Annotated in this window: 23 protein-coding genes; 13 read left to right on the top strand and 10 right to left on the bottom strand. The window is 72.1% G+C overall.

Annotated features, from left to right (window positions below):
* Positions 1 to 17: 17 nt before the first annotated feature.
* Both EDF27_RS08990 and EDF27_RS08985 read right to left on the bottom strand, forming a co-directional pair.
* A complete protein-coding gene (locus tag EDF27_RS08990; RefSeq protein WP_132048308.1) occupies positions 18 to 1,685 on the bottom strand; it encodes an FAD-dependent oxidoreductase in 1,668 nt (555 codons plus the stop codon).
* Between the two features lie 86 nt (positions 1,686 to 1,771).
* Entirely contained in the window at positions 1,772 to 2,833 is a 1,062-nt protein-coding gene (locus EDF27_RS08985; RefSeq protein ID WP_132048306.1) for a LacI family DNA-binding transcriptional regulator, read from the bottom strand.
* A gap of 379 nt (positions 2,834 to 3,212) precedes the next feature.
* Between EDF27_RS08985 and EDF27_RS08980 the strand changes: the two genes are divergently transcribed.
* Positions 3,213 to 4,409 carry a ScyD/ScyE family protein gene (locus EDF27_RS08980; protein ID WP_132048304.1) on the top strand — a complete coding sequence of 399 codons (1,197 nt, stop codon included), beginning with the start codon at positions 3,213 to 3,215 and terminating at the stop codon, positions 4,407 to 4,409.
* A gap of 191 nt (positions 4,410 to 4,600) precedes the next feature.
* Here the strand turns inward: EDF27_RS08980 and EDF27_RS08975 are convergent, their stop codons facing one another.
* The 4 genes from EDF27_RS08975 to EDF27_RS08960 form a co-directional block, all read right to left on the bottom strand.
* Complete coding sequence (locus EDF27_RS08975; protein ID WP_132048302.1) at positions 4,601 to 4,894, bottom strand: DUF1330 domain-containing protein; 294 nt, start codon at positions 4,892 to 4,894, stop codon at positions 4,601 to 4,603.
* Complete coding sequence (locus EDF27_RS08970) at positions 4,891 to 5,580, bottom strand: type 1 glutamine amidotransferase domain-containing protein (RefSeq protein WP_123701597.1); 690 nt, start codon at positions 5,578 to 5,580, stop codon at positions 4,891 to 4,893. Before EDF27_RS08970 ends, EDF27_RS08975 begins: the two co-directional genes overlap by 4 nt.
* A 79-nt stretch (positions 5,581 to 5,659) precedes the next feature.
* A complete protein-coding gene (locus EDF27_RS08965) occupies positions 5,660 to 6,241 on the bottom strand; it encodes a TetR/AcrR family transcriptional regulator (protein WP_132048300.1) in 582 nt (193 codons plus the stop codon).
* A gap of 31 nt (positions 6,242 to 6,272) precedes the next feature.
* Positions 6,273 to 7,136 carry a LysR family transcriptional regulator gene (locus EDF27_RS08960; protein WP_207909589.1) on the bottom strand — a complete coding sequence of 288 codons (864 nt, stop codon included), beginning with the start codon at positions 7,134 to 7,136 and terminating at the stop codon, positions 6,273 to 6,275.
* 116 nt (positions 7,137 to 7,252) lie between these two features.
* Here EDF27_RS08960 and EDF27_RS08955 point away from each other — a divergent pair, with 116 nt between their 5' ends.
* The 4 genes from EDF27_RS08955 to EDF27_RS08940 all read left to right on the top strand — a co-directional run bounded on the left by EDF27_RS08955 (position 7,253) and on the right by EDF27_RS08940 (position 12,374).
* Positions 7,253 to 8,467 carry a YbfB/YjiJ family MFS transporter gene (locus tag EDF27_RS08955; RefSeq protein WP_132048296.1) on the top strand — a complete coding sequence of 405 codons (1,215 nt, stop codon included), beginning with the start codon at positions 7,253 to 7,255 and terminating at the stop codon, positions 8,465 to 8,467.
* A 104-nt stretch (positions 8,468 to 8,571) separates the two neighbouring features.
* Entirely contained in the window at positions 8,572 to 10,155 is a 1,584-nt protein-coding gene (locus EDF27_RS08950; RefSeq protein ID WP_132048293.1) for an MFS transporter, read from the top strand.
* Positions 10,156 to 10,240: 85 nt separating this feature from the next.
* On the top strand, positions 10,241 to 11,413 hold the full coding sequence (locus EDF27_RS08945) for an MFS transporter (protein ID WP_123701607.1): 1,173 nt from the start codon (positions 10,241 to 10,243) through the stop codon (positions 11,411 to 11,413).
* Positions 11,403 to 12,374, top strand: a complete 972-nt coding sequence (locus EDF27_RS08940; RefSeq protein WP_132048291.1) for a helix-turn-helix domain-containing protein — start codon at positions 11,403 to 11,405, stop codon at positions 12,372 to 12,374. Before EDF27_RS08945 ends, EDF27_RS08940 begins: the two co-directional genes overlap by 11 nt.
* An 11-nt stretch (positions 12,375 to 12,385) precedes the next feature.
* On the opposite strand, the gene EDF27_RS08935 is transcribed toward EDF27_RS08940, so the two are convergent.
* Positions 12,386 to 12,898: a GNAT family N-acetyltransferase gene (locus tag EDF27_RS08935; RefSeq protein WP_132048289.1), complete on the bottom strand. Its 513-nt coding sequence runs from the start codon at positions 12,896 to 12,898 to the stop codon at positions 12,386 to 12,388.
* A 2-nt stretch (positions 12,899 to 12,900) separates the two neighbouring features.
* Entirely contained in the window at positions 12,901 to 14,478 is a 1,578-nt protein-coding gene (locus EDF27_RS08930) for a phospholipase D-like domain-containing protein (protein WP_132048287.1), read from the bottom strand.
* A 133-nt stretch (positions 14,479 to 14,611) separates the two neighbouring features.
* On the opposite strand from EDF27_RS08930, the gene EDF27_RS08925 reads away from it, so the two are divergent.
* Both EDF27_RS08925 and EDF27_RS08920 read left to right on the top strand, forming a co-directional pair.
* The gene (locus EDF27_RS08925; RefSeq protein WP_123655888.1) at positions 14,612 to 15,187 is read left to right on the top strand and encodes a TetR family transcriptional regulator; all 576 of its coding nucleotides are present in this window, start codon (positions 14,612 to 14,614) and stop codon (positions 15,185 to 15,187) included.
* A gap of 97 nt (positions 15,188 to 15,284) precedes the next feature.
* The gene (locus EDF27_RS08920) at positions 15,285 to 16,280 is read left to right on the top strand and encodes a carboxypeptidase-like regulatory domain-containing protein (protein WP_132048285.1); all 996 of its coding nucleotides are present in this window, start codon (positions 15,285 to 15,287) and stop codon (positions 16,278 to 16,280) included.
* Between the two features lie 122 nt (positions 16,281 to 16,402).
* Here EDF27_RS08920 and EDF27_RS08915 read toward each other — a convergent pair whose 3' ends face one another.
* Entirely contained in the window at positions 16,403 to 16,660 is a 258-nt protein-coding gene (locus EDF27_RS08915; protein WP_123655886.1) for a hypothetical protein, read from the bottom strand.
* 407 nt (positions 16,661 to 17,067) lie between these two features.
* Here EDF27_RS08915 and EDF27_RS08910 point away from each other — a divergent pair, with 407 nt between their 5' ends.
* Genes EDF27_RS08910 through EDF27_RS08900 form a run of 3 tightly spaced genes read left to right on the top strand, consistent with a single transcriptional unit; the run spans position 17,068 to position 20,001 of the window.
* Positions 17,068 to 18,048 (top strand): CPBP family intramembrane glutamic endopeptidase, encoded by a 981-nt coding sequence (locus EDF27_RS08910; RefSeq protein WP_132048281.1) that lies wholly within the window; start codon positions 17,068 to 17,070, stop codon positions 18,046 to 18,048.
* Entirely contained in the window at positions 18,035 to 19,333 is a 1,299-nt protein-coding gene (locus tag EDF27_RS08905; RefSeq protein ID WP_132048279.1) for a histidine kinase, read from the top strand. The genes EDF27_RS08910 and EDF27_RS08905 overlap by 14 nt, the downstream gene beginning before the upstream one ends.
* Positions 19,330 to 20,001: a response regulator transcription factor gene (locus EDF27_RS08900; RefSeq protein WP_132048277.1), complete on the top strand. Its 672-nt coding sequence runs from the start codon at positions 19,330 to 19,332 to the stop codon at positions 19,999 to 20,001. The genes EDF27_RS08905 and EDF27_RS08900 overlap by 4 nt, the downstream gene beginning before the upstream one ends.
* Before the next feature lie 13 nt (positions 20,002 to 20,014).
* Here EDF27_RS08900 and EDF27_RS08895 read toward each other — a convergent pair whose 3' ends face one another.
* Complete coding sequence (locus EDF27_RS08895; RefSeq protein ID WP_123655882.1) at positions 20,015 to 20,665, bottom strand: GntR family transcriptional regulator; 651 nt, start codon at positions 20,663 to 20,665, stop codon at positions 20,015 to 20,017.
* 119 nt (positions 20,666 to 20,784) lie between these two features.
* On the opposite strand from EDF27_RS08895, the gene EDF27_RS08890 reads away from it, so the two are divergent.
* From EDF27_RS08890 to EDF27_RS08880, 3 genes are read left to right on the top strand one after another with little or no spacing between them, the layout of a single operon-like run.
* Positions 20,785 to 21,489: a DUF969 domain-containing protein gene (locus EDF27_RS08890; RefSeq protein WP_123655881.1), complete on the top strand. Its 705-nt coding sequence runs from the start codon at positions 20,785 to 20,787 to the stop codon at positions 21,487 to 21,489.
* Positions 21,486 to 22,583, top strand: coding sequence for a DUF979 domain-containing protein (locus EDF27_RS08885; protein ID WP_123655880.1), 1,098 nt, complete (start codon positions 21,486 to 21,488; stop codon positions 22,581 to 22,583). Before EDF27_RS08890 ends, EDF27_RS08885 begins: the two co-directional genes overlap by 4 nt.
* The gene (locus tag EDF27_RS08880) at positions 22,570 to 23,604 is read left to right on the top strand and encodes a DUF2891 family protein (protein ID WP_132048275.1); all 1,035 of its coding nucleotides are present in this window, start codon (positions 22,570 to 22,572) and stop codon (positions 23,602 to 23,604) included. The genes EDF27_RS08885 and EDF27_RS08880 overlap by 14 nt, the downstream gene beginning before the upstream one ends.
* Positions 23,605 to 23,609: the final 5 nt, after the last annotated feature.

Genomic DNA, 23,609 nt, shown 5'->3' with positions numbered 1-23,609 from the left:
CGGGTGAGGAGGGAGTGTCAGTAGCCCTGGACCGCGGGCCAGCGCCGTTCGACCCCGTCGCGGTCGAGATCTGCGGCGAAGGCGGCGAACCGGGAGTCGTCGGCCTGGACGGCCTGTGGGGTGGAGCCGGTTGCGATGCAGTGCGCGGCGAGTGCGCCGGCGACCTCGCCGACGTTCCACTCGACGGGGTGCAGTCGGTAGCAGCCGTTGGTGATGTGGGTGGTGCCGATGTCCTTGCCCGCCGGCAGCAGGTTCGTGACGCGCTGGGGGACGAGGGCGCCGAGGGGGATCTCGAACGGGACGCTCGCGATGTCGACGTAGTTGTCGCCACCGGTCGACGGGTGCAGGTCCAGGCGGTAGCTGCCGACGCCGACCGAGTCGCGGTAGTGCGTCCGGCCGGTCACCCCGACGACCTCGGCGGAGACGTCCTGCTCGACGATGGTCGTCACCGCGCGGATCCGCCGGGACTCACGGATGTAGGCGGCCTTGGCCAGGCCGTCCTCGCTGCCGGTGACGTCGCCGCGCAGTCGGAGCCCGGGGAAGCCCGCGCCGCCGTCCGGCCGGGGTGCTTCGGTCTGCAGCCAGTACAGGACCGAGAGCGAGAGCTGTCGTGCTTCGTGCAGCGCCTGCCTCGTGGTCTCGGCGTCGGCATCGGCGTCGCCGGAGGTCCCGATCACCGGCTTGAGCCAGTAGTCGTTGAGTGGCCAGTTCACGAGGCAGATGTCCGACTCGAACGCCCCCTCGGTGAAGAGCTTCCGTGCGACGATCCGCCGGAATCCCCAGAGTTCCTTGTCGCCCGCGTCGGCGCTCTGGTCGGCGCTGACGGCGAGGGGGTCGGTGTCCGGGTTCGGCTCGAAGGTCCGCGGGTGCGCCTCGAGTGTGCGGGGATCGGGTGCGAGGAACCCGATGAGCGGCGCCGGCCAGAAGTCCGGCTGGTACGCGCGCCAGAAGTCGTACATCTCGGGGCGCGCGATCGTGTGGTCCTCGCCATCGTGGTGCGACACGGCGAAGCAGAACGTGATGCCCTGCTGGTTCGCCGGGTCCGCGACCTCCGGTGCGTGCGGCTCGCCGTGCTCGTCGCGCGACTCGGCGCCGACGACGTGCTCGACCCCGGCGAGCGGCAGGACCTCGCCCGTCTCGGTGGCGTCGAGCACGAACGTGCCGCGCAGCTCGGTCCGGCGGCCGTCCGCACGCTCGACCGTGACGCCCGTGACGCGGTCCCCGTCCGTCGTCGCGGCGACCGGACGGTGGTCGAGCAGGACCGTCAGGAGTCCGGCGGTGCGGTACGGCTGGAGCATCTCCTCGATCACCGCGCGGGCGACGCGCGGCTCGTGGCAGAGCTTGCTCACGCGGCCGGCGCCGGGGTTCAGGTCGGGGAGCGCGGCCGCCTCGGCGCGGAGCGGGTAGACGCGGCGGTAGTGGTCGCGGATGCCGTCCCGCAGTGCCCGGTAGCTCCGGGTGACGCCGAACTGCTCGACCCACGGGTGCTCGTCCGGCGGCACGGCCTGGCTGGTCAGCTGTCCGCCGAGCCAGTCCGTCTCCTCGGTGAGGACGGCGCGGCGGCCGGCGCGGCACACGGCGATCGCGGCGGCGACACCGCCGAGGCCGCCGCCGACGATGACGACGTCCGTGTTGATGAGGTCGGCAGCGGTGCCGCCGGTCGTGGTTGGGGTGGTTCCGGGCATGGTGGAGCGACTCCTGACGGATGGGGACGTGGGGACGTGGGGACGTGGGGGCGGTTGGGGAGCGTGCGGGGGTGCGGTCGGTCGGGTCAGCGCGGTGGCGGTCCGAGCGTGGTCCCGGCGACGAGCGTGCACGCGAGCAGCTCCTGCATCGGAGGCGGCGCGTCGCCGCGTTGCGCGGCGGCGATGCGCTCGGTGAGCGCGGCGACGGCGCGTGCGCCGAGTTCGGTGCGCGGCGCGCTGAGCCGCGTGGCGTCGGTACCGCGATCACGGTGGCGGGTGTGCTCGCCGAGCACGATCACGGAGAGGTCGGCGGGGACGTCGTGGCCGGTGGCGGCGAGCAGGTCGAGCAGTTCCTCGCCGTCGTCCGGGTCCTCGACGAGGACGACGGTCGGACTGGAGGCCCGGATCGCCTCCCACGCATCGGCGACCGTCCGGTGGTCGGTCACCGTGGTCTCGACCAGTGCGTCCGCCGTGTCGAGCCCGGCTCCGGTGAGCGCGTCGACGATGCCGGTGTGCCGGTCGCGGGACGACTCGGCGCCGAGAGCCAGGCGCAGCAGCCCGAACCGTGTGTGGCCGAGGTCGAGCGCGCGCTGGACGAGCGCCCGTGTGGCGGCGGCGTAGTCCACGCCGATGTAGGGCACCCGTCCGCCGGCCGCATCGCGACGGCCGATCGCCACGAACGGGTAGTCCGTGTCCAGCAGCCGTTCGAGCTCGTCGGCGTCCATCTCGCGGCCGAGCAGGATGCAGCCGTCCGCGAGCCGCAGGCGGTTGGACTCGTGGAACAGCCGCCGCCTGCCGTTCACGACGGGGGTGCTCGTGAACACGAGCAGGTCCGCTGTGACCTGCTCCGCGGCGCTCTCGATGCCGGTGAGCAGCGGCGTGTAGAAGTCCGACGAGCGGTTCGGGAACGCCGGCTCGTACGTGAAGACGCCGATCAGGTCGTTGGTCGCACCGACCAGGCTCCGGGCCACCGGGTTCGCGACGTAGGTGGTCTCGCGGATGACGTCGAGCACGCGGTCCCGGGTCGCTGCCGGGATCCGCCGGGTCTCGTCCGCCTTGCCGTTGAGCACCAGCGACACGGTCGACTGACTCACGCCGGCGATGTCGGCGATCATGCGCTGGGTGACGCGTGCGTGGGGTGCTGGCATGGGGGCTGCTCCGGGGCTGTGGACCTCGTCAATGAGGTAATACGGATGACCGTACGCGATTCTCGTTATTCATACGTATGAGCAGGAGAACTTCCCGAAAAAGCATCATCGGCTGCACCGGACTACGGCTGGGGCGGCAGAGCGCAAGGGGGACGGGCGGACGATGCGCGATGCCGCCGAAGTTGCGCGGAAGACCGCAAGGCGCCCTGAACGGACACGCAGGCACGGGCGACGGTCGTAGGTTTCAGCCGCCGACGGGGCTCTGCCGAGCCGGACGTGACAGGGCCGCCGCACAGGCGCGGTGCCCGGTCCCGTACCTCAGCCCGACCCGTGCCCGACCCTGTCGTTCCGATGCGGAACCCGACAGAAGGAACTCTCCATGAAGAAAGTGCTGCTCTGCAGCGCGATCGCCGCGGCCGCCCTGGCGTCCGTCGCGATCGCCGCGCCAGCCCAGGCAGGGGGCCGCCACGGCGACGCTCCCGCCCTCGGCTTCAGTGCCCCGACCACGCTCGCGAGCGGTCTCGTCACACCCCTCAGCCTCGACATCGACCGGCAGGGCAACGCCGTCCTCTCGCAGAACTTCGCAGGCCAGCTCAACCGGGTCAGCCCCGGCGGGACCAGCACGACGCTCGCCTCCGCGACGCCCGGCCTCGAGATCGGTGCCGTGTCCTCGCGCCGCGACACCGTCTACTACGCCGAGAACGACCAGCCGAACGGCGTCGCGAAGTTGATGGCGCTCCGAGCCGGCAGCGCCGCCGTCCAGCTGGCCGACCTGCACGCGTACGAGGCGTCGCGGAACCCCGACCGTGTCAACCGCTACGGCTTCCGTGGCCTGCCGGCGTCGTGCGCCGCCCAGGTCGACCCCGCTGGGCAGGCGGGCCCGGCGACCTACCGGGGGATCGTCGACTCGCACCCGTACGCCTCGCTCGCACTCCGTGACGGCGTCTACGTCGCGGACGCCGGCGGGAACGACATCGTCCGCGTGGGCTACGACGGCCGGGTGTCGACCGTCGCGGTGCTGCCGGCGCAGCCTCCGGTCACGGTGACCACGGCGCTCGCCGCGGAGGCCGGTCTGCCCGCCTGCTCGGTCGGGTACCCGTACTCGTTCGAGCCGGTCCCGACCGACGTGGAGAGCGGACCGGACGGCGCGCTCTACGTGTCGACCCTGCCCGGTGGGCCGGAGGACGCCAGCCTCGGCGCCCGCGGCAGCGTGTACCGGGTCACCCCGTCGAACGGCGCGGTGCAGCGGGTCGCGACGGGCTTCGTCGGAGCGACGGACCTCGCCGTCGACCAGCGGTCCGGGACCGTCCTCGTCGCCGAACTGTTCGGCGGAGCGGCCGGGACCGGTCAGGTCTCGGTGGTCTCACCGTGGAGCGGCCGGGTGACGCAACGGATCGCCGTCACCTCGCCGGGCGCGATCGAGTTGCGGAACGGCGTCCTCTACGGGACGACCTCCGTGTTCGTCCCGGATGCTGACGGAGCGCCGCAGGCGATCGGTCAGCTGGTGCGGTGGAGCGTGACGGATCGGGCGCACCACCAGCGCTGGGGCGACGACGGTGAGCGCGGCCGGCAGTAGTCGGCTGGCCCACTGCGGGACGGGAGGCCCGGTGCCGGCTGGCACCGGGCCTCCCGTCCGGAACGTGGTCGCGTGACGTCCCTGCTCACCCGGACACGCTCCGTGCCGTTCCGCACAACAGAGAACAGCCCGAACCACGGACTTGCGTGGTTCGGGCTGCTGTCGGTTGTGCAGCGGCGCCGTGACCCGGGTCAGTGCTCGACGCCCGGAACGATCAGCACCCGGTAGTCGGCGGCGGCGTGCCGGTGCGGCAGCGCGGCCTGGTACGCCGGGCTGTGGTACCAGTCGAGGGCGTCCTGCACGGTCGGGAACTCGTTGACGAGGATGCCGTCGACGGGAGCTCCTTCCAGCGTGGTGACCTCGCCGTACCCGATCACCGGCGTGATCGGGTGCCCGGCGCGGGCAGCGCGAGCGGCGGTCGTGTACGTGGCGAACTCGTCCTGGTCGCGGAGCGACTCCCGGATCATCACGACGTAGGCGCTCATGCGGTCAGCGCCCCGAGCTTCGCGAGCAGCGCGTCCGCGGCGGACGCGGACGACGCCGGGTTCTGGCCGGTGATGAGCAGGCCGTCCTCGACCACGTAGGGCTGCCAGTCGCCGATCTTGCTGTAGTCGCCGCCGAGACGGACGAGCTCGTCCTCCACCAGGAAGGGCACGATGTCGGTGAGGCCGACGCCCTCCTCCTCCGAGTCGGTGAACCCGGTGACACGGCGGCCCTGCACGAGCGGGGTGCCGTCCTCGTTCGTGACGTGACGGAGGACGCCGGGTGCGTGGCAGACCAGCGCGATCGGCTTGCCCGCACGGAGGGTGTCCTGGATCAGGGTCACGGAGTCCTGGTCCTCGGCGAGGTCCCAGAGCGGTCCGTGCCCGCCCGGGTAGAAGACCGTGTCGAAGTCGGCCAGGTCCACGCTGTCCAGACGGACGGTGTGTGCGAGCGCTCGGGTCGCGACGGCGTCCTGCTCGAAGCGGCGAGTGTGGTCGGTCTGGTTGGCCGGCGCATTGCTCACCGGGTCCAGTGGGGGCTGGCCACCCTTCGGGGAGGCGAGGACGATCTCGGCGCCTGCCTCGATGAAGCGGTAGTAGGGTGCGGCGAGTTCCTCGAGCCAGAAGCCGGTCTTGCGGCCGGTGGTGCCGAGTTCGTCGTGCGAGGTGAGGACCATCAGGATCTTCATGGGAGTCGTCCTTCGTTAGTAGACCGGTCAGTTATCTGGAGGTGGAGCTGGACCCCGGTGAACCGGGGGAGTCAGTTGGTCAGTGCAGGATCTGCGTGGTGATGCCGTACGCGTTGTCCATCGCAGCAGTGTTGCGGTGGATCTTCGCCATCACGCTCGCGCCCAGCCAGAGGTCGTAGAGCGTCTGTGCGGTGCTCTCGGCATCGATGTCCGCGGCGAGTGAGCCGTCCGTCTGTCCCGCGGTGATCATCCGGGTGATGCGTTCGATGATCGCGGTCGTGCCGTCCTTGAGGGCGATCCGCATCGGTTCGGAGAGGTCGGACACCTCGGCGCCGAGCTTGACCGCCAGGCACTTGCCCTGGCAGTCGTCGAGGCTCTGCGTCTCCCGCCACTGCTGCCAGTACCGCAGCAGTCGATCGGCCGCGGGGAGGTCCTGCCGCTCGAAGATCTCGTCCATGTCGGCGAGGTACTCGCGGAAGTACTCCTGCATCATCGCTTCACCGAAGACGTCCTTCGACTTGAAGTAGTAGTAGAAGGACCCCCGCGGAACGCCGGCTTCTGTGAGGAGCTCGTTCAGACCGACGGCGGCCCAGCCCTTGTGCGCGATGGTGCGCTGTCCGGCGTCCAGGATGGCCTGGCGGGAGTCGGTCTCGATGGGCATGGCATGACCGTAGCACTAGTAGACCGATTGGTTATCGCTGCTCCGTCGAGGCGAGGACCGCGGTGGCGGCGCCCACGAACCGGCGCTTGACCAGGTCGCGGTCACCCGGGACGAACGCGATCGACACCGAGCTCGGCGGAGCATCCGCGAACGGCACGAACCGGATCGCAGGGTGGATGGTGCGCTGCGCCGCGATGGCCGACACCGCGCTCACACCCCGGCCCGCGGCGATCGACTCCAGCCACTCGTCGTAGTTCGCCGTCTCCACGAACGTCGCCGGACCGTCCCCGTCCGGCCATGACCACGGCCCGACCGTCCCGGTGACCGCGTTGAACACGAACGGGTGGTGTCGGAGGTCGCCCCACGGGACGGGGCGGTCGACCGGGATGCCGGACCTCGCCGAGCAGATCAGCACCCGCTCCTCGTGGAAGAGCGGGACCACGCGGACCTGCTCCGGGACGGCACGGGGTTCCCGGAGGACCGCGACGTCGACGTCCCCACGGAGGAGCGCGTCGACGGGTTCATCGGTCCGGACGAGCGACACCGACCCCTCGCCCATCCGCTCGTACTCCGCGATGGCGTCCTGCGCCCATGGTGTCGGCAGCAGCCAGGTGAAGGCCAGGCGCAGCGGGGTCGGCGCCACCACCGACGACACGGCCCGGTCGACGGCCGCGACCGCCGACTGCGCCTGCTCGAAGAACCGCGCGCCCGCTTCCGTCAGCCCCACACGCCGGGTGTCCCGGTCGAGGAGCCGTGTCTCGAGGAGGTCCTCGAGCTGCTTGATCGTCCGGGTCAGGGCCGGCTGCGTCACGAACAGCTGCTCCGCCGCACGGGTGAAGGACAGGTGCCGGCCGACCATCAGGAACGCCCGCAGGTGGCGCAGTTCGACGTCCATGACCGCCAAGCATAAGTCCGCCGTCTCCGGCAATTCCGCTCCCGCTCGGCCGCTCGTAGCGTCACTGCTGCAGCCGGGAACGCTGCGACACCGGACCACCGACCGACGGGAACACCATGGCCATCACCGCCACCCACACCATCGCCCTCCCGTCGCTGCGCGTCGGCTCGCCCGGGGTGATCGCCCTCCAGGGGGCTGCTGCCCTGGCAGCGAGCACCGGCATCGCCCGGTTCGTCTTCACGCCGATCCTGCCGCTCATGCAGACCCAGGCCGGGCTGTCCGTCAGCGACGGCGCAGGCCTCGCCACGGTCAACTACGTCGGGTACCTGCTCGGAGCGCTGCTCGGGATCGGCATCCCGGTCCTCGTCCGGTCCCAGCGGGTGATGCGGGTCGCGATGCTCCTCACCGTGGCGACGCTCGCACTCATGCCCGCGGTGTCGGACGTGGCGTGGTGGTCGGTGCTCCGGTTCGTCGCCGGACTCACCAGCGCGTTGGTGTTCATCGCCGCCACCTCGGCGATGATCTCCCGCCTGCGAGCGGTCGGACCGCACTTCGTCGGCTGGGGGTTCGGCGGCATCGGCACCGGCATCGCGCTCTCCGGCATCGTCGTCCTGGTCGTGCGGGCGACGTCCACCTGGCAGACGGCGTGGTTCATCACAGCGGGGCTCGCGGCGCTCCTCACCGTCGTCGCGTGGGGTTTGCCACCCGCGGTGGCCACAGCCGAGGGGCGGACGTCCGACGGTGACGCGCTGCCGCCGACGGGGCACCGGTTCGCCGCGCTCGTGATCAGCTACGGCTTCGAGGGCATCGGCTACATCATCGCCGGGACGTTCCTCGTCGCGGCGATCGGGCAGAGCGGGCCCGCGTGGACCGGGGACGGAGCATGGGTCGTCGTCGGCCTGGCGGCGATGCCCGGGGCCGTGCTCTGGACCGCGCTCGGCCGCCGGTGGAGCCGACCGACGCTCCTCACCGTCGCACTCGGTGTGCAGGCCGTCGGCGTGGCCCTGACCGGCGTGCTGCCCGGGAGCGCGAGTGCCCTGGTCTCGGCCGCGCTCTTCGGTGGCACCTTCGTCGGCATCAGCTCGCTCGCACTCGCCCTCGGCGCCCACATCCAGGTCCCGCGGGCCGTGGCGCTCCTGACCACCGGGTACGCCGTCGGGCAGATCCTCGGCCCGGTGCTGTCCCGCCCGCTGCTGGTCGGCGGCTACGCCGGTCCGCTGCTGCTCGGCGGTGCGATCATCGCTGCCGCTGCGCTCGCCGGACTCGCCGTGCGGTTCCACTTCCCGCACCGCGTCGGCACCGCGGTCGAGCCGTCGCGCTCGGCTCGCTGAGCCCCGCTGCGTCCGCGCCGCACTCGTGGTCAGCCACGGGTCTCGTCCAAGCTCCGGCGCCTGTACCCCGACCGGACAGGCGCCGAGCCTAGCGTGACAGCGTCATGGCAGCCGAACACCGCAAACCCGCCGAGCCCGACGCCGACCCCGCCGTCGAGCACCACTCCGCACACCACGCGGCGCGCACCGACGCGCCGTCCGAGCCGGACCGCCGAGCGGAGGACACCGGCGACCAGCCCGACCGCTCCCCGGCGGACACCGGCGACCAGCCGGACCCGAACCGCTGGAAGGCCCTTGTCGTCTGTCTGCTCGGCGGCGGCATCGTGCTCCTCGACGTGTCGATCGTCAACGTCGCGCTCCAGTCGATCTCGAGCGGACTCCCCGGTGCGTCGCCCGAGGCCGTGCAGTGGATCCTCTCCGGCTACGCGCTGTCCTTCGGCCTGCTGCTCGTGCCCGGCGGGCGGCTCGGGGACGCCTCAGGTCGACGACGCATGTTCGTCATCGGCGTCGGGCTCTTCACCCTCGCGAGCGCGCTCTGCGGATTCGCGCCGAACGGTCTCGTGCTGGTGATCGCGCGGCTCGTGCAGGGTCTCGCCGGCGGGCTGCTCACCCCGCAGGTCACCGCGCTCATCCAGCAGCTCTTCCGCGGCAAGGAGCGTGGCACCGCGTTCGGGCTGTTCGGGGCGACCGTGGGGATCGCGACCGCGATCGGTCCGCTCGTCGGCGGACTGCTCATCACCGCGTTCGGGACCGAGAACGGGTGGCGGTTCGTGTTCTTCGTGAACCTGCCGGTGGGACTCGTCACGATCCTCCTGGCCTTCCGCTTCCTGCCGGCGGCGGCCCGGACCGAACGCGGCCGGAAGCACGACTTCGACCCGGTGGGCATCGCCCTGCTCGGAGCTGCCGTGGTGGCCCTCCTGCTGCCCTTCGTGCAGTCCCAAGAGTGGAAGGGCGGCGCGAAGTGGTGGCTCGTCGTCGTCGCCGTCGTGTTCGGTGCGTGCTTCGTGCTGTGGGAGCGGCGGTACCAGCGGACCAAGGAGCCCGTGATCGACCTCGGGCTGTTCCGGCGCAGGTCGTTCTCACTCGGCGTCGGTCTCGCGACCCTGTACTTCGCCGGGTTCACCCCGCTGTTCTTCGTCCTGACGCTGGCGTTGCAGTCGGGGCTGCACTACTCCGCACTGCTGGCGGGACTGGCCTCCGTCCCGTTCGCGATCGGGTCTGGGATCGCGTCGACCGTCGGCGGACGGGTCGTGCACCGCTTCGGACGGCAGCTCATCGTCGTGGGGACCGTCCTCGTGCTCATCGGACTCGGCGGCGTCATCTGGGTCGTCGCGAACCACTTCCGGTCCGACCTCGGGTGGTGGCTCGTGGCGCCGCTGCTCGTGGCGGGCATCGGCTCCGGGCTGACCATCTCGCCGAACCAGACCCTCACCCTGTCCGAGGTGCCGGTCGAGCAGGGCGGCTCGGCGGGCGGGCTCATCCAGGTCGGCGCGCGGGTCGGGTCGGCGATCGGCATCGCGGCGGTCGGCAGCGTGTTCTACTCGGCGCTGGCGACGTCGCGTGGGGACTACTCCGACGGGCTGCCGCTCGGGCTCGGTGTCTCGCTCGGCTTCGTCGCCGCGGCGCTGCTGGCGGGCATCGTCGACGTGGTGGTCGGGAAGGTGCGGGGGACCCAGGCGTCGATCTGAGCGGCGACCCGGTTGGCGCGATCTGTACGACCGCCGTCCTGGCTGCTGCTGGTGAGCCGCGCGCGGGAGCAGTTGGGTTGGCTGCATGGAACGAGAACGCCCACCGGGCCGCCTGCTCTGGCCCGCCGCCGCGTGGTTCTGGGCGCTCCAGTTCGCGGTCCTGAACCCGCTGCTCGCCGTCCTCCTCGTGACGCTCGCCGGCGCGACGCCGACCGAGGTCGGCTGGGTGCTCGGCTGCTACAACGTCGGCGGGTTCGTCGCGTCGCTGGTGATCCCCGCGACGGCGGACCGGACCCACGACTACCTCCGCCCGCTGCTGTTCTGCGCGCTCGCCGGCGCAGGCTTCGTCGCCGCACTCGCCCTCACGACCTCGCTGCCCGTCCTGGTGATCGCGCTCGTGGTGCTCGGCGGCCCGCCCGGCGTCGGGTCGACCCTGCTGTTCGCGCAGCTCCGGCACGAGGGTGCACCGCCGGCCCGGGTCATCCGCACGCGCGCCATCGTGTCGTTCGCCTGGGTGGTCGGCCCGCCGCTCGCGACGCTCAGCACGGGCCTCGCCGGGACCCCTGCCGCGCTGCTGCTGCTCGCCGGCATCAGCATCGTCAACGTCGTCACCGCCCTGCTCCTGCTGCGCCGCCGCGGGCCCGTGCCCGAGCAGGACCAGGCGGTCCGTCCGAGCCTGCTCGCGCAGTTGCGGGGATGGTCACGGTGGTCGGTCGTGTCCGCCTTCACGCTGTTGCAGGCCACGAACATCGCCACGGTCACCGTCGCGACCCTGTTCGTCGCCCGGGACCTCGGCGCGCCGATCGTGTGGGCGGGGATCGTGCTCGGCGCCGCCGCCCTGGTCGAGATCCCCGCGCTGCTGGTCATGGGGCGGCTCCACGAGCGTGTCCCCGCCCGGACGTTGCTCGCCGTCGGGTGCGCGTGCGGTGCCGTCTACTACGGACTCGCGACGCTGGTCCACGAGCCGTGGCAGCTGCTGGCCCTGCAGCCGCTGAACGCCTGGTTCTTCGCCTCGGTCGCCGGTGTCGGGCTGACCGTCTTCCAGGACGTCTTCCCGAGCCCTGGGCTCGCGTCCGGGCTCTTCACGAACACCCGTCGCGTCGGCGCGGTCCTGGCGGGGCTGCTCATCGCCGGGCTCGGGGGCTTCCCGGACCCGTACCGCGCCGTGTACGCGGCAGCGGCCGGCGTCGTCCTGGTCGTCCTGGTGGTGGCGACCGCCGTCGCGTCGCGGTCCCGGCCGGTGCTCGATGCGCGCTAGGTTCGCCACCGTGAACTCCGTCCGCGACCACCGCGTGGCCGTGCTCGTGCTGGACGGCGCGAAGGCGCTCGACGTCGGGATCGCCGCGCACGTCTTCGCGAAGCGGCCGAGCATGCCGTACGAGGTCCGGGTCTGCGGGGAACAGGCCGGCACCGTCGACGGGTGGAACGGGCTCGCCTACGCCGTGGGCCACGACCTCGAGACCCTCGCGTGGTCGGACACCGTGCTCGTCCCCGGGTTCCGGAACCCCGCTGACACCACCACGCCGCCCGCGGTGATCGCCGCGCTGCGTACGGCCCACGAGCGTGGTGCCCGGATCGCCGCCATCTCGACGGGCGCCTTCACGCTCGCCGCCGCCGGACTGCTCGACGGCCGTCGTGCGACGACGCACTGGCACTACACGCACGTGCTCCGTGAGCGGTACCCGGCGGTCGACGTCGACGAGAACGTGCTCTTCGTCGACGCTGGCGACGTCCTCACGAGCGCCGGAGCCGCGAGCGGCCTCGACCTCTGCCTCCACCTCATCCGCCGTGACCACGGCGTCGGGCTCGCGAACCACGTGGCACGACGACTCGTCAGCGCCCCGTACCGGAGCGGCGGTCAGGCGCAGTACGTCCCCCGCAGCATCCCGGAACCCCTCGGCGACGTCTTCGCGGCCACCCGCGCCTGGGCGCTCGACCACCTGCAGGACGACCTGACGCTCACGACGCTCGCGCGCCGCGCGAACGTCTCACCCCGGACGTTCTCGCGGCGCTTCACCGCGGACACCGGCATCACCCCGATGCAGTGGGTGCTCCGTGCCCGCATCGACCACGCGCGCGAGCTCCTCGAGCGCACCGACCTCAGTGTCACCCGGATCGCCGAGGCCACCGGGTTGCGCTCGGACACGAACCTCCGCCGGCACTTCGGCGCGATCATCGGGACCTCACCGACCGCCTACCGCGCGACGTTCCAGGAGTGACCGGACGGTCGTCAGAGCGTCGTCCGGAGCAGGAGCGACGCCCCGTGCACGGCGTCCTCCTCGCGCTCGCCGGTGTCGACGAAGCCCAGCTTCTCGAGTACCCGGAGCGACGCGGTGTTCCACTCCCGCACGGTGGAGGCGAGGTGCCCGTACCCGATCCGCCGCGCCTGGGCGACGACTGCGCCGGCGGCTTCGGTCGCGAACCCGTGGTGCCAGGAGCGCTGGAGGAACTCGTACGCCAGCTCGGGCTCCTCGGGTCGGCCGACGCTGTTCGGGACGAGTCCGCAGTACCCGATGGCCTCGTCGGTGTCCGTGCGCTCCACCACGAGCAAGCCGGGTGTCGGCAGGTGCTCGTCGCGGCGGACCCAGTCCTCGAGCTCGGCGACGGTCGGGTGCCCGTCGGGTGACAGACGACGGTGCGCGGGGACGCGCGGATCCCGCTCGGCCCACAGTCGACGGTGCAACGGGGCGTCCTCGACCCGCCAGGGCCGCAGCCGCAGCCGCTCGGTCTCGAGGGTCTCCACCGTCAGAACCGGCTCGTCCCGCGGAGGCCGCGCGGGCGCCCGTCCGGGTCCGCGACCAACGCCGCCGCGGGGCGCGCCCACAGCCGCTGGAAGGCGGACACGGGCTCGGGCTCGTGGTGGCGGATGCGTCCCGGCGGTCGAGGTCCTGGCTGCCCGTCCTCCTGCCAGTCGTCGAGTGCGCGCGCCGTCGACCGCCACAGCGCGAGGAGCTCCGCGCCCGACCCGTCGAAGCGTTCGTCGTCGGGCGTGGTCGCCAGGTGCTCGGCCCACAGCTGGCGCCGGAGGTCCCGAGCCATCGACCCGGCACCGGGCGAGGTGTCGACGACCGCGCACGTCAGTTCACTGTCGGACGTCCACGACCGGCGGTTGAAGTTGTCCGACCCGATGGTGGACCACTGGTCGTCGACGACGCACACCTTCGCGTGGATGTAGATCGGCCGCCCGGACTCGTGCTCCAGGTCGAAGACGCCGACACGGTCCGCTGCCGTCCGGCGGAGCGTGCGCATCGCCTCGATCTGGCCGAACCGCGCCGGTGGGCCGCCGAGCACCCCGTCGGAGTTCGGGTACCGCGGGACGAGCACGATCACGCGGAGGTCGCGGTTCTGTTCGAGGGCCTCGGCGATGCCGGTCGCGATCTCCTTCGACCAGAGGTACTGGTCCTCGATGTAGATCAGCGACTCCGCGGCCTTGAACGCCTTGCCGTACGCTCGCGCGATGCTCCGCTCGCCATCCGGCGCGAACGGGAACGGCGGTCGCTTCACCCCGTAGGTCCGGAGCAGCTGCACGGCGTGGTCCCCGGCGGGCGGCGGCGGGGGAGTCCGCTCCGGCAGGGGTTCCGGGCGACGCGGCATCCGGGTGAGGCGCTGCAGGAGCATCCGGTACGGCAGGCTCCGGTCGAGCGGGGTCGGGTCGTCCCACCGTTCGGCGAAGACCGCGAGGACGTCGGCGACCACCGGCCCACGCAGCTCCATCGACGCGTCGTGCCATGCCGGCCGCTTGCCGTACCGGGCGTCGATCGACACGGGTTGCGGATCGCCCTGGTGCGCTGCATCGTCGCGACGGCTGTGGCACAGGTCGATCCCGCCGACGAACGCCACGTCGCGCGAGGGGTCGTCGCGGTGCTGGATGACGAAGAACTTCTGGTGGTGCGACCCGAACACGCGGACGCGCTGGTCGAGCAGCACCTCGCCGCCGGCGTCGTTGATCTTCCGGCCGAGCAGCTCGTTCGCGCGGGCGCTGAGCGACGCGGACACGCGTTCGCCGTGGGAGCGCCAGATCAGGCCGCGGACCTCCACGCCCGCTCGCGCGCGATCGGCGAGCAGGTCGCCGATCGTGGGGCCGTCGGGCAGCAGCCGTTCGTCGGCGTCGCCCCGCCAGTCGGTGAACCAGACACGGTCACCGGGCGCGAGCGCCGCGAGCTCCGCGTGGATGCGTTCGAAGTACGGGGCCCCGTGGACCAGTGGCCGGACGAGGTTGCCCTCGGACCAGGGCAGCGCGTCGGCCCCGCCGGCGTGGACGTCCGTGGCGAGGTTGCCGCGTTCGTCGCGGGCGAGGAACCAGTGACGTGGTTCGGTGCGCACGTTCGAACACTAGGCCCTGAACCGCGGACGGGGCGGACGGGAGGCCCGGTGCCGGCTGGCACCGGGCCTCCCGTCCGGTCCTGGTCGGGACCAGAGCGCCCACCGTGACCGGCGGGTCGATACCGTTGTCTCCATGGCCAGCTTCACGCCCCCCGCTGCCGACGCCATGCGTGCGAAGCTCCTGCTCGCCGCGCGTGACGAGTTCGCAGCGGTCGGGCTCACCGGTGCCCGGATCGAACGCATCGCCGCGGCGTCGTCGAGCAACAAGGCGCAGATCTTCCACTACTTCGGCAGCAAGGAGGGACTGTTCGACGCGCTCATCACACAGACGGTCACCGAGACGCTCACCGAGGTGCCGATCGACACCGACGACCTCCCCGCGTACGCCGGGCGGCTCTTCGACTCGTACGCCCGTCGGCCGTGGGTGCCGCGGCTCGCGACCTGGTACCGGCTCGAACGTGCCGCCGATGCGCCGCTCGAGGCGATCGTCAGCAGCAACGCCGAAGCCGTCGCCGCCGTCGAGCACGCGCAGCGCGCAGGCGTGCTCCCGCGGTCCTACCGCCCGGCCGTGCTGCTCGGACTGGTGGTCCACGTCGCCGGGTTCTGGGACGCGACGACCCCCGAGTTCGACACCCTGGTCACGGCGGTCGTGCCCGCGCGGCGTCGGCAGATCGTGGTGGACGCGGTCGGGTCGCTCCTCCGCGGCTGAGTCCGGCTCGCGCGGAGGGCGTGCGCACTGACCGCTGACGGTGCACTGTTCGACGCATGTGGCAGGGCACCGTGTCCGCCCGGATCGGGGACCTGTGATGAAGCGACTCGCCACTGCGGGCGGCCTGGTGGCCGGTGTGCTCGCGCTCGGGCTGCTGGCGCCGACGGCTGCGGTGGCCGCGCCGGCGGCCGTCGGCTCTGTCTCCGTGCAGCTCACGACAGCCGACGGAACTCCGCGCAACGTGGCCGGCGTGGAGGTGGCGGCTCTCGGGATCGAGGGCATCGACGCCGACGGGCTCACCGATGCCAGCGGACGGGTCGTGCTCGGAGGGATCACGAGTCCGCAGACCGTGACGGTCACCACGAGGGCGATCCCGGGGCAGGGAGCCGCGACGCTGGCTCCCGCTCGTCGGACCGGTGTCGCCGTCGTCGCCGGTGGGACGACCAGCACCACGCTCGCGCTGAGCGTCGGCGCCACGGCGAGCGGCTCGATCGTGGGCCCGGCGGGAGCGCTCGCGGGGAAGACGGTGACGGCCGCGAACCAGACCGACACGTGGCAGAACTTCCAGACGACGTCAGACGCGGCTGGACGCTACGAGTTCGTCGGGCTCGGCTCCGGCCAGTACACGATCTCGGCGTACGACTCGCGTGACGCGGAGCCGGCGCACTGGAAGACCCTCGTGCAGCAGCAGGGTGCGTCGACGGCGTCGCGTGTGACGCTGTCGACGCACTACGTGCACCGCACCTACGACCTCGAGGTCTTCGCGAACTCCGCCGATCGTGCGCCCGACCCGCGCTTGAGCGGCGCGACCGTGAAGGTCGTCGACACGACGACGGGCGTCACCGCGTCGTCACGGTTCTCGACGCTGCTCGACTCCGAGCAGTCGGCCCAGTTCATCGTGCCGACGGGGCAGTACGTGATCGAGCTCGTCACGGTGGCGACGCCGACGAGTGCCGCGCTCCACCTGTGGCTCTCGCGGTCGGTCGACGGCAGGACCGCGTACCTGGTTGACCGGGCGTCGGCGCTCCCGGTGCGGGTCGCGTACGGGTCCTGGTCCGGATGGGGCGCGGCGGTGCCCGTGGCGAACGGCTAGTTCACCCCGCTGCCGCTGCCGCTGCCGCTGCTGCGGCCAGCGGCTCGCGAGGCGCTCCCACGCTCGACGGTGCCCTGACGAGGAGGACCGCGGCCGCCGCGGCGATCACCGCCGCACGAGCGTCATCGGCGCGCGACGGCAGCCGCAGCTTCGCTGATGGTGGACCCGGAATGCTGCAAGCGATAGCGCCGAACCTCGTCAACGCTGATTCCCGCGTTGACCGGCACCTGCGTGTTGCCGATGATCGGTTTCGTGAAGGCAGCGCAGAAGACGGTTGCCATGAAGACCATTCCGGCAAGGGCGGGCTCGGCGAAGAGACAGGCGGCCGTCGTGGCAGCCGCGCCACCGAGGAGGACGATCGCAGACTTCCAGCGGTTCATGAGAAGCACTTCTGTCTGACGGCGGTGACGCCGATGAGCTCAGCGCCGAGCGCTGCTGCCGCGCCACCCAGGGCCCGGATCTTCTCCCAGCTGAACGATGCGCCCCAAAAGATCGGCCTCGCTGGGTGACGCCGCCGTGGCCGGAGTCGGGCCGAGCAGTGAGGCGCATATTCCTGCGGTCAGCACGGCCACCACTGCGGTCGTGCACTTCTCGTTCCTGGTCAGTGACTTCATCGTTGCCTCCCCGATTCGGCGTCCGTCGCCGTAATGGTCCGATCCTGCCGCTGAAGTGTGACATGTGCAACACGCAGTCCTGGAACAGTCGTCCTGCATCCTTCGATGCAACTCCGGCAGGTGCGTCCTTCCGTCGGTCGTCCCGCCGTTCGGCGCTCCCTAGCGTCGACGGCATGACGAACACCACCGAAGTCCGGCCCACCGTCGGCACCGCACCCCGACCGGCGGGAGGCGCACGCGGCCTCGTCGCCCGCCGCCCGCTCACGTCGTTCTTCACCCTCGCGTTGGGCCTGAGCTGGCTCGCCTGGATCCCCTACATCCTGTCCCCGCACGGGCTCGGGGTGTGGGACATCCACTTCCCGGAGCTGCTCGGCACCGCCCAGTTCTCCGGGATCCTGCCCGGAGCACTCCTCGGCCCGCTCGGCAGCGCGTTCCTGGTGACGGCGATCGCCGACGGCCGTCCGGGGCTCCGCCGCTGGGTCGGCCGGCTCTGGCGCTGGCGCGTCGCCTGGTACTGGTACGCCCTGGCACTCGTCGTGGTGCCGGTCCTGATCATCCTCTCCGGGCTGCCGTTCGCGAACGGGGACGTCCGGGCGCCGTCGGCCCTGGCGTTCGCGGCCGTCGTGCCCGGACTGGTCGTGCAGCTGTTCACGACCGGACTCTCCGAAGAGCCCGGCTGGCGCGACTTCGCGCTGCCCCGCCTCCAGTCCCGGTTCGGGGCACTCGGTTCCGCGGCGATCCTCGGGCCGGTCTGGGCGCTCTGGCACATGCCGCTGTACCTCAGCGACTGGGGCGGCTGGCCGGACGCGCACTGGACCGAGCCGCTCGTCTTCGCGGCCTTCACGATCACGTTCAACGTCGTGATGACCTGGGTCTTCAACAAGACCGGGCAGAGTCTGCCCGTCGCGCTGCTGCTGCACGTCGGTGTGAACAACACGATCTCGACGTTCTGGGCGGACATGTACCCGGGGATGACCGCTGGCACGACGCTGTCGGGGCTCGCGATCATGTCCACGATCGCCGCGGTCGTGCTCATCGTGGTCACCCGAGGACGCCTCGGCCACGACGTCGCGCTGGTCCGCAGGAGCGACCGAGACCGTGACGCAGCCGCCGAGCCGACCCGCCTCGTAGGATCGAACGATGGCACCCGCTGAGCCGCGCGAGCGACGCCTCGACGTCCTCGTCGCCGTCGGCACCGCCGTCCTCGCGATCGGCCTGCTCCTCGGCCTGCCCCCGCTCGACGCCGCCGACCCCGACAGCGCGGGCCTCGGCGCGAGTGTCCCGGCACCGTTCGGCACCGCGTGGTCCGTCCTCGCCGCGGGGCTGCTCGCCCAGTCGGCCGCCCTGCTCGCCGCCCGTCGGGCCCCGCGCACGTCGCTCCTGACCATCGCGGCGCTGCCGGTCGTGGTCGCCGCGCTCGCGCCCGGGTCGTCCGGTCTGTTCGGCCTGACCGCCCTGCCGGTCGTCGTCGCCGTCGTCCTCGTGACCCTCCGTGTGCCCCTCGCCCGGCTCTGGCCGACGCTGATCGGCGCGGCGGCCCTGGTCGTCGTCGGGCAGTCCGTCGTCGTGTTCGTGGCCGAGGGGCCCGGCCCCCTGGCGCAGGGACTCGCCGCGTCCGCCGGGCAGGGTGCCCTGCAGGCCGTCGGTGCCGTCGGGTTCCCGCTCCTGGTCGCCCTGCTCGTCCGCTCACGTCGTGAGGTCCGTGCCGCCCGCAACGCCGAGGCGAGCGCCGTGGGGCGCGAGCGGGACGCGCTGGTCGACGCTGCCGTGTCCCGCGAACGTGCGGCGATGGCGCGCGAACTCCACGACATCGCCGCACACCACCTGTCCGGCATCGCGCTGATGTCGGCCGTCATCGACCGGCAGATCGACACCGAGCCGGAACGAGCGCACGAGGGGGTGCGGCAGGTCCGCGAGCAGAGCACCGCCGTCCTCGACGACCTCCGTCGCCTGGTCGGGCTGCTCCGTGACGACACCCCTGCAGAGCAGGCGGTGGAGACGGTCGCCGGCATCCTCGACCTGGTCGAGCGCGCCCGGTACCGCAGCGACGTGCGGATCGACGTGCTCCCGGGAGCCCGTCCGCTGGCGGACGGCGTCGGTCCGCTCGCGCAGCTCGCCGCGTACCGGACGGTCCAGGAGGCACTCGCCAACGCCGCCATGCACGCCCCGTCCGCCCCGTGCACCGTGGTCGTCGACGACCGTGACCCGTCCCGTGTGGTGATCCGGGTGGAGAACGCACGGGCCGTCGTCCCGGCGGTCGGGAGTTCACCATCGGGCGGCAACGGCCTGCGGGGGATGCGCGAGCGGGCGGACCTGGTCGGGGCGAGCCTCCAGACCGGTCCCACCGCCACCGGCGGGTGGCTGGTGACGTTGACGCTCGGACGGGAGGCTCCTCCCGCACCCGACGGGGCGTCCGACGGTGCCGAGGTGGTCGCGTGATCCGCGTCCTGGTCGCGGACGACCAGCCACTCGTCCGCGCCGGGGTCACCGCGCTCCTCGACGCCGAGCGCGACATCGAGGTGGTCGGCGTCGCCGCCGACGGCGGCGAGGCGCTCGCACTCGCGCGCTCCACCCGACCCGACGTCGCCTGTCTGGACATCCGGATGCCCGTCCGGAACGGCATCGAGCTCGCCCGGATCCTGTGCGGGCCGGACGCGGACCCGGCGGTCCCGGTGCTGATGCTGACGACGTTCGACCTGGACGACTACGTGATCGGCGCGCTCGAGGCCGGTGCGTCCGGGTTCCTGCTCAAGGACGCCGAGCCGGACACCATCGTCGACGCGGTGCGGCAGGTGGCCGCTGGCAACGGCACGCTCGACCAGGCCCTCACGCGGCGGGTGCTCCGCGAGTTCGTGTCCCGCCGGAGCCTCCGGCCGGTCGCGGGAGACCGGGCGGACGGCGTCCTGACGGCCCGGGAGCGTGAGGTGCTCCTGCTGCTCGCGCAGGGGATGTCGAACGAGGACATCGCCGCCGAGCTCGTGCTCGAGGTCTCGACCGTGAAGTCGCACCTGGCGCGGATGCTCCCGAAACTCGGGGTGCGCTCGCGGCTGCAGGCCGTGGTGTGGGCCTACCAGAACCACATCGTGGCGGTGCCCGACCAGCCGTGACCCGGACGGCCGGTCAGTCCTGGCGGACCTCCGCCGCGGCCGCCCGCAGGGTCCCTTCCGCGTCGTCCAGGTAGGCGGCGAGCAGGGCGGACGCGGCCGCGGTGTCACCGGCCCGCAGTGCGGCGACGATGGCCTCGTTCCGGTCGACGAACTGCGCGTGGAACGCTGCCGGGTCCTCGGTCGTCAGGAACGCCAGCCGCATCTCCGCGAGCATGCCGTCCATCAGCCCCCAGATCCGCTCGCTCGGCACCGCGCGGACGAGCTCGGAGTGGAAGCGGATGTCCGCCGTGCCGACGGCGCGCCAGTCGCCGGCTGCGGCTGCGTCCCGCGCGGACGCGACGGCGGCAGCTGCGGCCTCGAGTGCAGGCGAGGACGGCGTGCACGCCCGGACCGCGGCCTCCTCGAGCACCCGGCGCGCGGCGTAGAGGTCGGCCACGTCGGATGCGCTCAGCCGCCGGACGAACACGCCGCGGTTGAACACGTGCTCGACGAGCCGGTCCCGCGCGAGCAGCCGGAACGCCTCGCGCAGCGTGTTCCGGGACACCCCGAGCTGGTCGCTCAGCCGCTCCTCGGACAGCTGCGCGCCCGGCGTGAAGTCGCCGTCGGCGATCATCGTGCGCAGGCGCGTCGCGGTGGACTCGGCGCCGCCGACGGTTCGGGTCATGCCCCGATCCTGACACGAGCGCGGACCGACTCCTCCACAGGGCACCTCGTGTGACCGCCGTGCTACAGATCCGGAGTGGGTCTTGTGATTGTTGAACAATGCGGTCCAGACTGTCCCGCATGTTCGTCCTCATCGGCGTCGCCGTCGTCATCGTCGGCTTCGCACTGCGCGTCAACGCGCTCCTCGTCGTCACCGTCGCGGGCATCGTGACAGCGGCCATCGGCGGGATCGGCCCCGTCGGCATCCTCGACGCGTTCGGCAACGGATTCGCGTCCAGCCGGTCCGTCACCACCTTCGCCCTGGTGCTGCCGGTCATCGGCCTGATCGAGCGCTACGGCCTGCAGGACCAGGCGAAGCGGCTCATCGCGAAGCTCGACCGGCTCACCACGGGTCGCATCCTGGCGGCGTACCTGGCCGTGCGGCAGATCACCGCGGCGGTCGGGCTCACCAGCATCGGTGGGCCGGCGCAGACCGTCCGTCCGCTCGTGTACCCGATGGCCGAAGGTGCCGCGATCAAGAAGTACGGGCGGCTCGACGACCGGATGCGGGAGAAGATCAAGGGGTACTCGGCGTCGTCGGACACCGTCGGGGTGTTCTTCGGTGAGGACGTCTTCGTCGCGGTCGGCTCGATCCTCCTGATCACGACGTTCGTCGACACCACGTACGACCTGGCGCTCGAACCGATCGACCTCGCGCTCTGGGCGATCCCGACGGGCATCGCCGCGCTGCTCGTCCACGGGACACGGCTGCTGCTGTTCGACCGGAAGCTCGACAAGATGGCCGCGGACGTCCGCGAGCCCGCCACGGCAGGAGCCCCGGCATGATCACCAGCGAATGGCTCTACTGGCTCATCGGCGCGTTCTTCATCGCCGTCGCGGTCCTCATCGTCACGGACACCACGCACGCGAAGCGCCTCGGCAACGCGGCGTTCTGGGGCATCCTCGGCCTCTCCTTCTTCTACGGCACGTTCGTCGCCGCGAAGACCGCTCCGGCGTGGGCGCTCGGCGTCGCGGTGCTGGTGATGGTGGCGCTCGCCGGACTCGGGTTCACCGGGACGACGGCGCGGGGTGGTGCGCCCAGTCGCACCCGGGTGGCCAGCATCCCGGGCGCCGGCACCGGTGCGGAGACCGGGCCGGCGGAGCCGACCGGTGTGACCGCGCGACCGAGCACCGGTGGCGCCAGCACCAGCGTCCTCGCGACCACCACCCCCGACGAGCGCGCCGCGTTCGCCACCCGCTTCGGCAACCGCCTCTTCATCCCGGCGCTCGTCGTCCCGGTGGTGGCCGTGCTCGTCGCGACGCTCGGTCCGCTCGTCTCGATCGGCGGTCAGCCGCTCCTGGCCGAGGGCAGTGCGACCCTGACCGGGCTCGGCATCGGCTCGGTCCTCGCCGTGGTGGTCGCCGTGTTCATCCTCCGTCCGCCGAAGGTCGCCACGCCGATCCGTGAAGGCGGCCGGCTCCTGCAGGCCATCGGCTGGGCAGCGCTCCTGCCGCAGATGCTCTCGACGCTCGGCATCGTCTTCACCCAGGCCGGGGTCGGGGACGCCGTCGGGACGATCATCAAGTCGATCCTGCCCGGCGGCTCGCTCCTCGCCGCGGTCGTCGTCTACTGCCTCGGCATGGCGCTGTTCACGATCATCATGGGCAACGCGTTCGCCGCCTTCCCGATCATGACGGCTGCGATCGGCTGGCCGGTCCTGGTCCAGGGCTTCGACGGCAACCCCGCCGCGATCTTCGCGATCGGGATGCTCGCCGGCTTCTGCGGCACCCTCGTCACGCCGATGGCCGCGAACTTCAACCTCGTGCCGGCCGCGCTCCTCGAGATGCGCGACAAGTACGGCCCGATCAAGGCGCAGATCCCGACCGCCGCCATCCTGCTCGTCGTCAACATGGGAGTCATGTACCTTGTCGCATTCTGATCTCGCACGCGCCGCCTGGGCCGACCGCTTCGCAGCGGTCGCCGCGGACAACGTCACCCGCGAGTACCCGTACGCCGCGCACCACACCACGTCCGGTCCGGACGACCGTGCGCTGCCCGTCGAGCTCCACCCGGCGTTCGCCACCTCGTACGACTGGCACTCGTCGGTCCACATGCACTGGCTCGCCACGCGGTTGGTCGCGTTCGGGCTCACGCCCAGCCTGGAGGCCCGGCTCGTCCCCGTCCTGCAGGCCCACCTGAGCGCGGATCACCTCGCGATCGAGGCGACCTACCTCCGACAGACCCCGCACTACGAGCGTCCCTACGGGTGGGCCTGGCTGATGCGGCTCGCGGCCGAGGTCTCCACGTCCGACGTCCCCGCGATCCGGGCACTTGCGCCCGGGTTCGCCCCGGTCATCGACGTGCTCGAGGACCTCGTCACCCGATGGGTCTCCGGCGCCGCCCACCCCGTCCGGCACGGGGTGCACTCGAACTCCGCGTTCGGGCTGCTGCTCGTGCTCGACGGGGCTCGGTCCCTCGGACGGGACGACCTCGCCGCGACGATCGAGCGCACCGCCCGCGACTGGTTCGGCGACGACGCCGGCTGGCCCTTCGCGTGGGAGCGCAGCGGACACGACTTCCTCTCCGCCGGCCTCGCCGAAGCCGACCTGATGCGCGCGGTCCTGCCAGCGGCGGAGTTCGCGTCGTGGGCCCGCGGCTTCTTCTCCGAGGTGCGTTCCGGCGACGCGATCCTGAGCCCCACCGTGGTCGTCGACGAGAGCGACCCGCAGCAGGTGCACCTCTTCGGCCTCGATCTGTCCCGCGCCGGTTCCGCGCGGCGGATCGTCGACGCACTCGAGGGCACGGACAGTGCTGAGCTCGTCGGGCTGCTCGACGACGCAGCCGACCGTCTGCTGGCGTCCGGTCTCGAAGCGAGCGTCGGCGAGGAGTACTACTCCACGCACTGGCTCGCGAGCTTCGCCTGGGACGCGATGGAGGCACGCGAGGGCGCTGCCCGCTGACGAGT

Source organism: Curtobacterium sp. PhB136 (assembly GCF_004346855.1).
GTDB lineage: Bacteria > Actinomycetota > Actinomycetes > Actinomycetales > Microbacteriaceae > Curtobacterium.
This window is presented reverse-complemented; position numbering and strand designations above follow the sequence as displayed.

What these genes read in the sequence shown, in the direction of transcription:
- EDF27_RS08990 (WP_132048308.1), bottom strand. Translation starts at nt 1,685, where the DNA reads ATGCCCGGAACCACCCCAACCACGACCGGCGGCACCGCTGCCGACCTC.
- EDF27_RS08985 (WP_132048306.1), bottom strand. Translation starts at nt 2,833, where the DNA reads ATGCCAGCACCCCACGCACGCGTCACCCAGCGCATGATCGCCGACATC.
- EDF27_RS08980 (WP_132048304.1), top strand. Translation starts at nt 3,213, where the DNA reads ATGAAGAAAGTGCTGCTCTGCAGCGCGATCGCCGCGGCCGCCCTGGCG.
- EDF27_RS08975 (WP_132048302.1), bottom strand. Translation starts at nt 4,894, where the DNA reads ATGAGCGCCTACGTCGTGATGATCCGGGAGTCGCTCCGCGACCAGGAC.
- EDF27_RS08970 (WP_123701597.1), bottom strand. Translation starts at nt 5,580, where the DNA reads ATGAAGATCCTGATGGTCCTCACCTCGCACGACGAACTCGGCACCACC.
- EDF27_RS08965 (WP_132048300.1), bottom strand. Translation starts at nt 6,241, where the DNA reads ATGCCCATCGAGACCGACTCCCGCCAGGCCATCCTGGACGCCGGACAG.
- EDF27_RS08960 (WP_207909589.1), bottom strand. Translation starts at nt 7,136, where the DNA reads ATGGACGTCGAACTGCGCCACCTGCGGGCGTTCCTGATGGTCGGCCGG.
- EDF27_RS08955 (WP_132048296.1), top strand. Translation starts at nt 7,253, where the DNA reads ATGGCCATCACCGCCACCCACACCATCGCCCTCCCGTCGCTGCGCGTC.
- EDF27_RS08950 (WP_132048293.1), top strand. Translation starts at nt 8,572, where the DNA reads ATGGCAGCCGAACACCGCAAACCCGCCGAGCCCGACGCCGACCCCGCC.
- EDF27_RS08945 (WP_123701607.1), top strand. Translation starts at nt 10,241, where the DNA reads ATGGAACGAGAACGCCCACCGGGCCGCCTGCTCTGGCCCGCCGCCGCG.
- EDF27_RS08940 (WP_132048291.1), top strand. Translation starts at nt 11,403, where the DNA reads ATGCGCGCTAGGTTCGCCACCGTGAACTCCGTCCGCGACCACCGCGTG.
- EDF27_RS08925 (WP_123655888.1), top strand. Translation starts at nt 14,612, where the DNA reads ATGGCCAGCTTCACGCCCCCCGCTGCCGACGCCATGCGTGCGAAGCTC.
- EDF27_RS08920 (WP_132048285.1), top strand. Translation starts at nt 15,285, where the DNA reads ATGAAGCGACTCGCCACTGCGGGCGGCCTGGTGGCCGGTGTGCTCGCG.
- EDF27_RS08915 (WP_123655886.1), bottom strand. Translation starts at nt 16,660, where the DNA reads ATGAACCGCTGGAAGTCTGCGATCGTCCTCCTCGGTGGCGCGGCTGCC.
- EDF27_RS08910 (WP_132048281.1), top strand. Translation starts at nt 17,068, where the DNA reads ATGACGAACACCACCGAAGTCCGGCCCACCGTCGGCACCGCACCCCGA.
- EDF27_RS08905 (WP_132048279.1), top strand. Translation starts at nt 18,035, where the DNA reads ATGGCACCCGCTGAGCCGCGCGAGCGACGCCTCGACGTCCTCGTCGCC.
- EDF27_RS08895 (WP_123655882.1), bottom strand. Translation starts at nt 20,665, where the DNA reads ATGACCCGAACCGTCGGCGGCGCCGAGTCCACCGCGACGCGCCTGCGC.
- EDF27_RS08890 (WP_123655881.1), top strand. Translation starts at nt 20,785, where the DNA reads ATGTTCGTCCTCATCGGCGTCGCCGTCGTCATCGTCGGCTTCGCACTG.
- EDF27_RS08885 (WP_123655880.1), top strand. Translation starts at nt 21,486, where the DNA reads ATGATCACCAGCGAATGGCTCTACTGGCTCATCGGCGCGTTCTTCATC.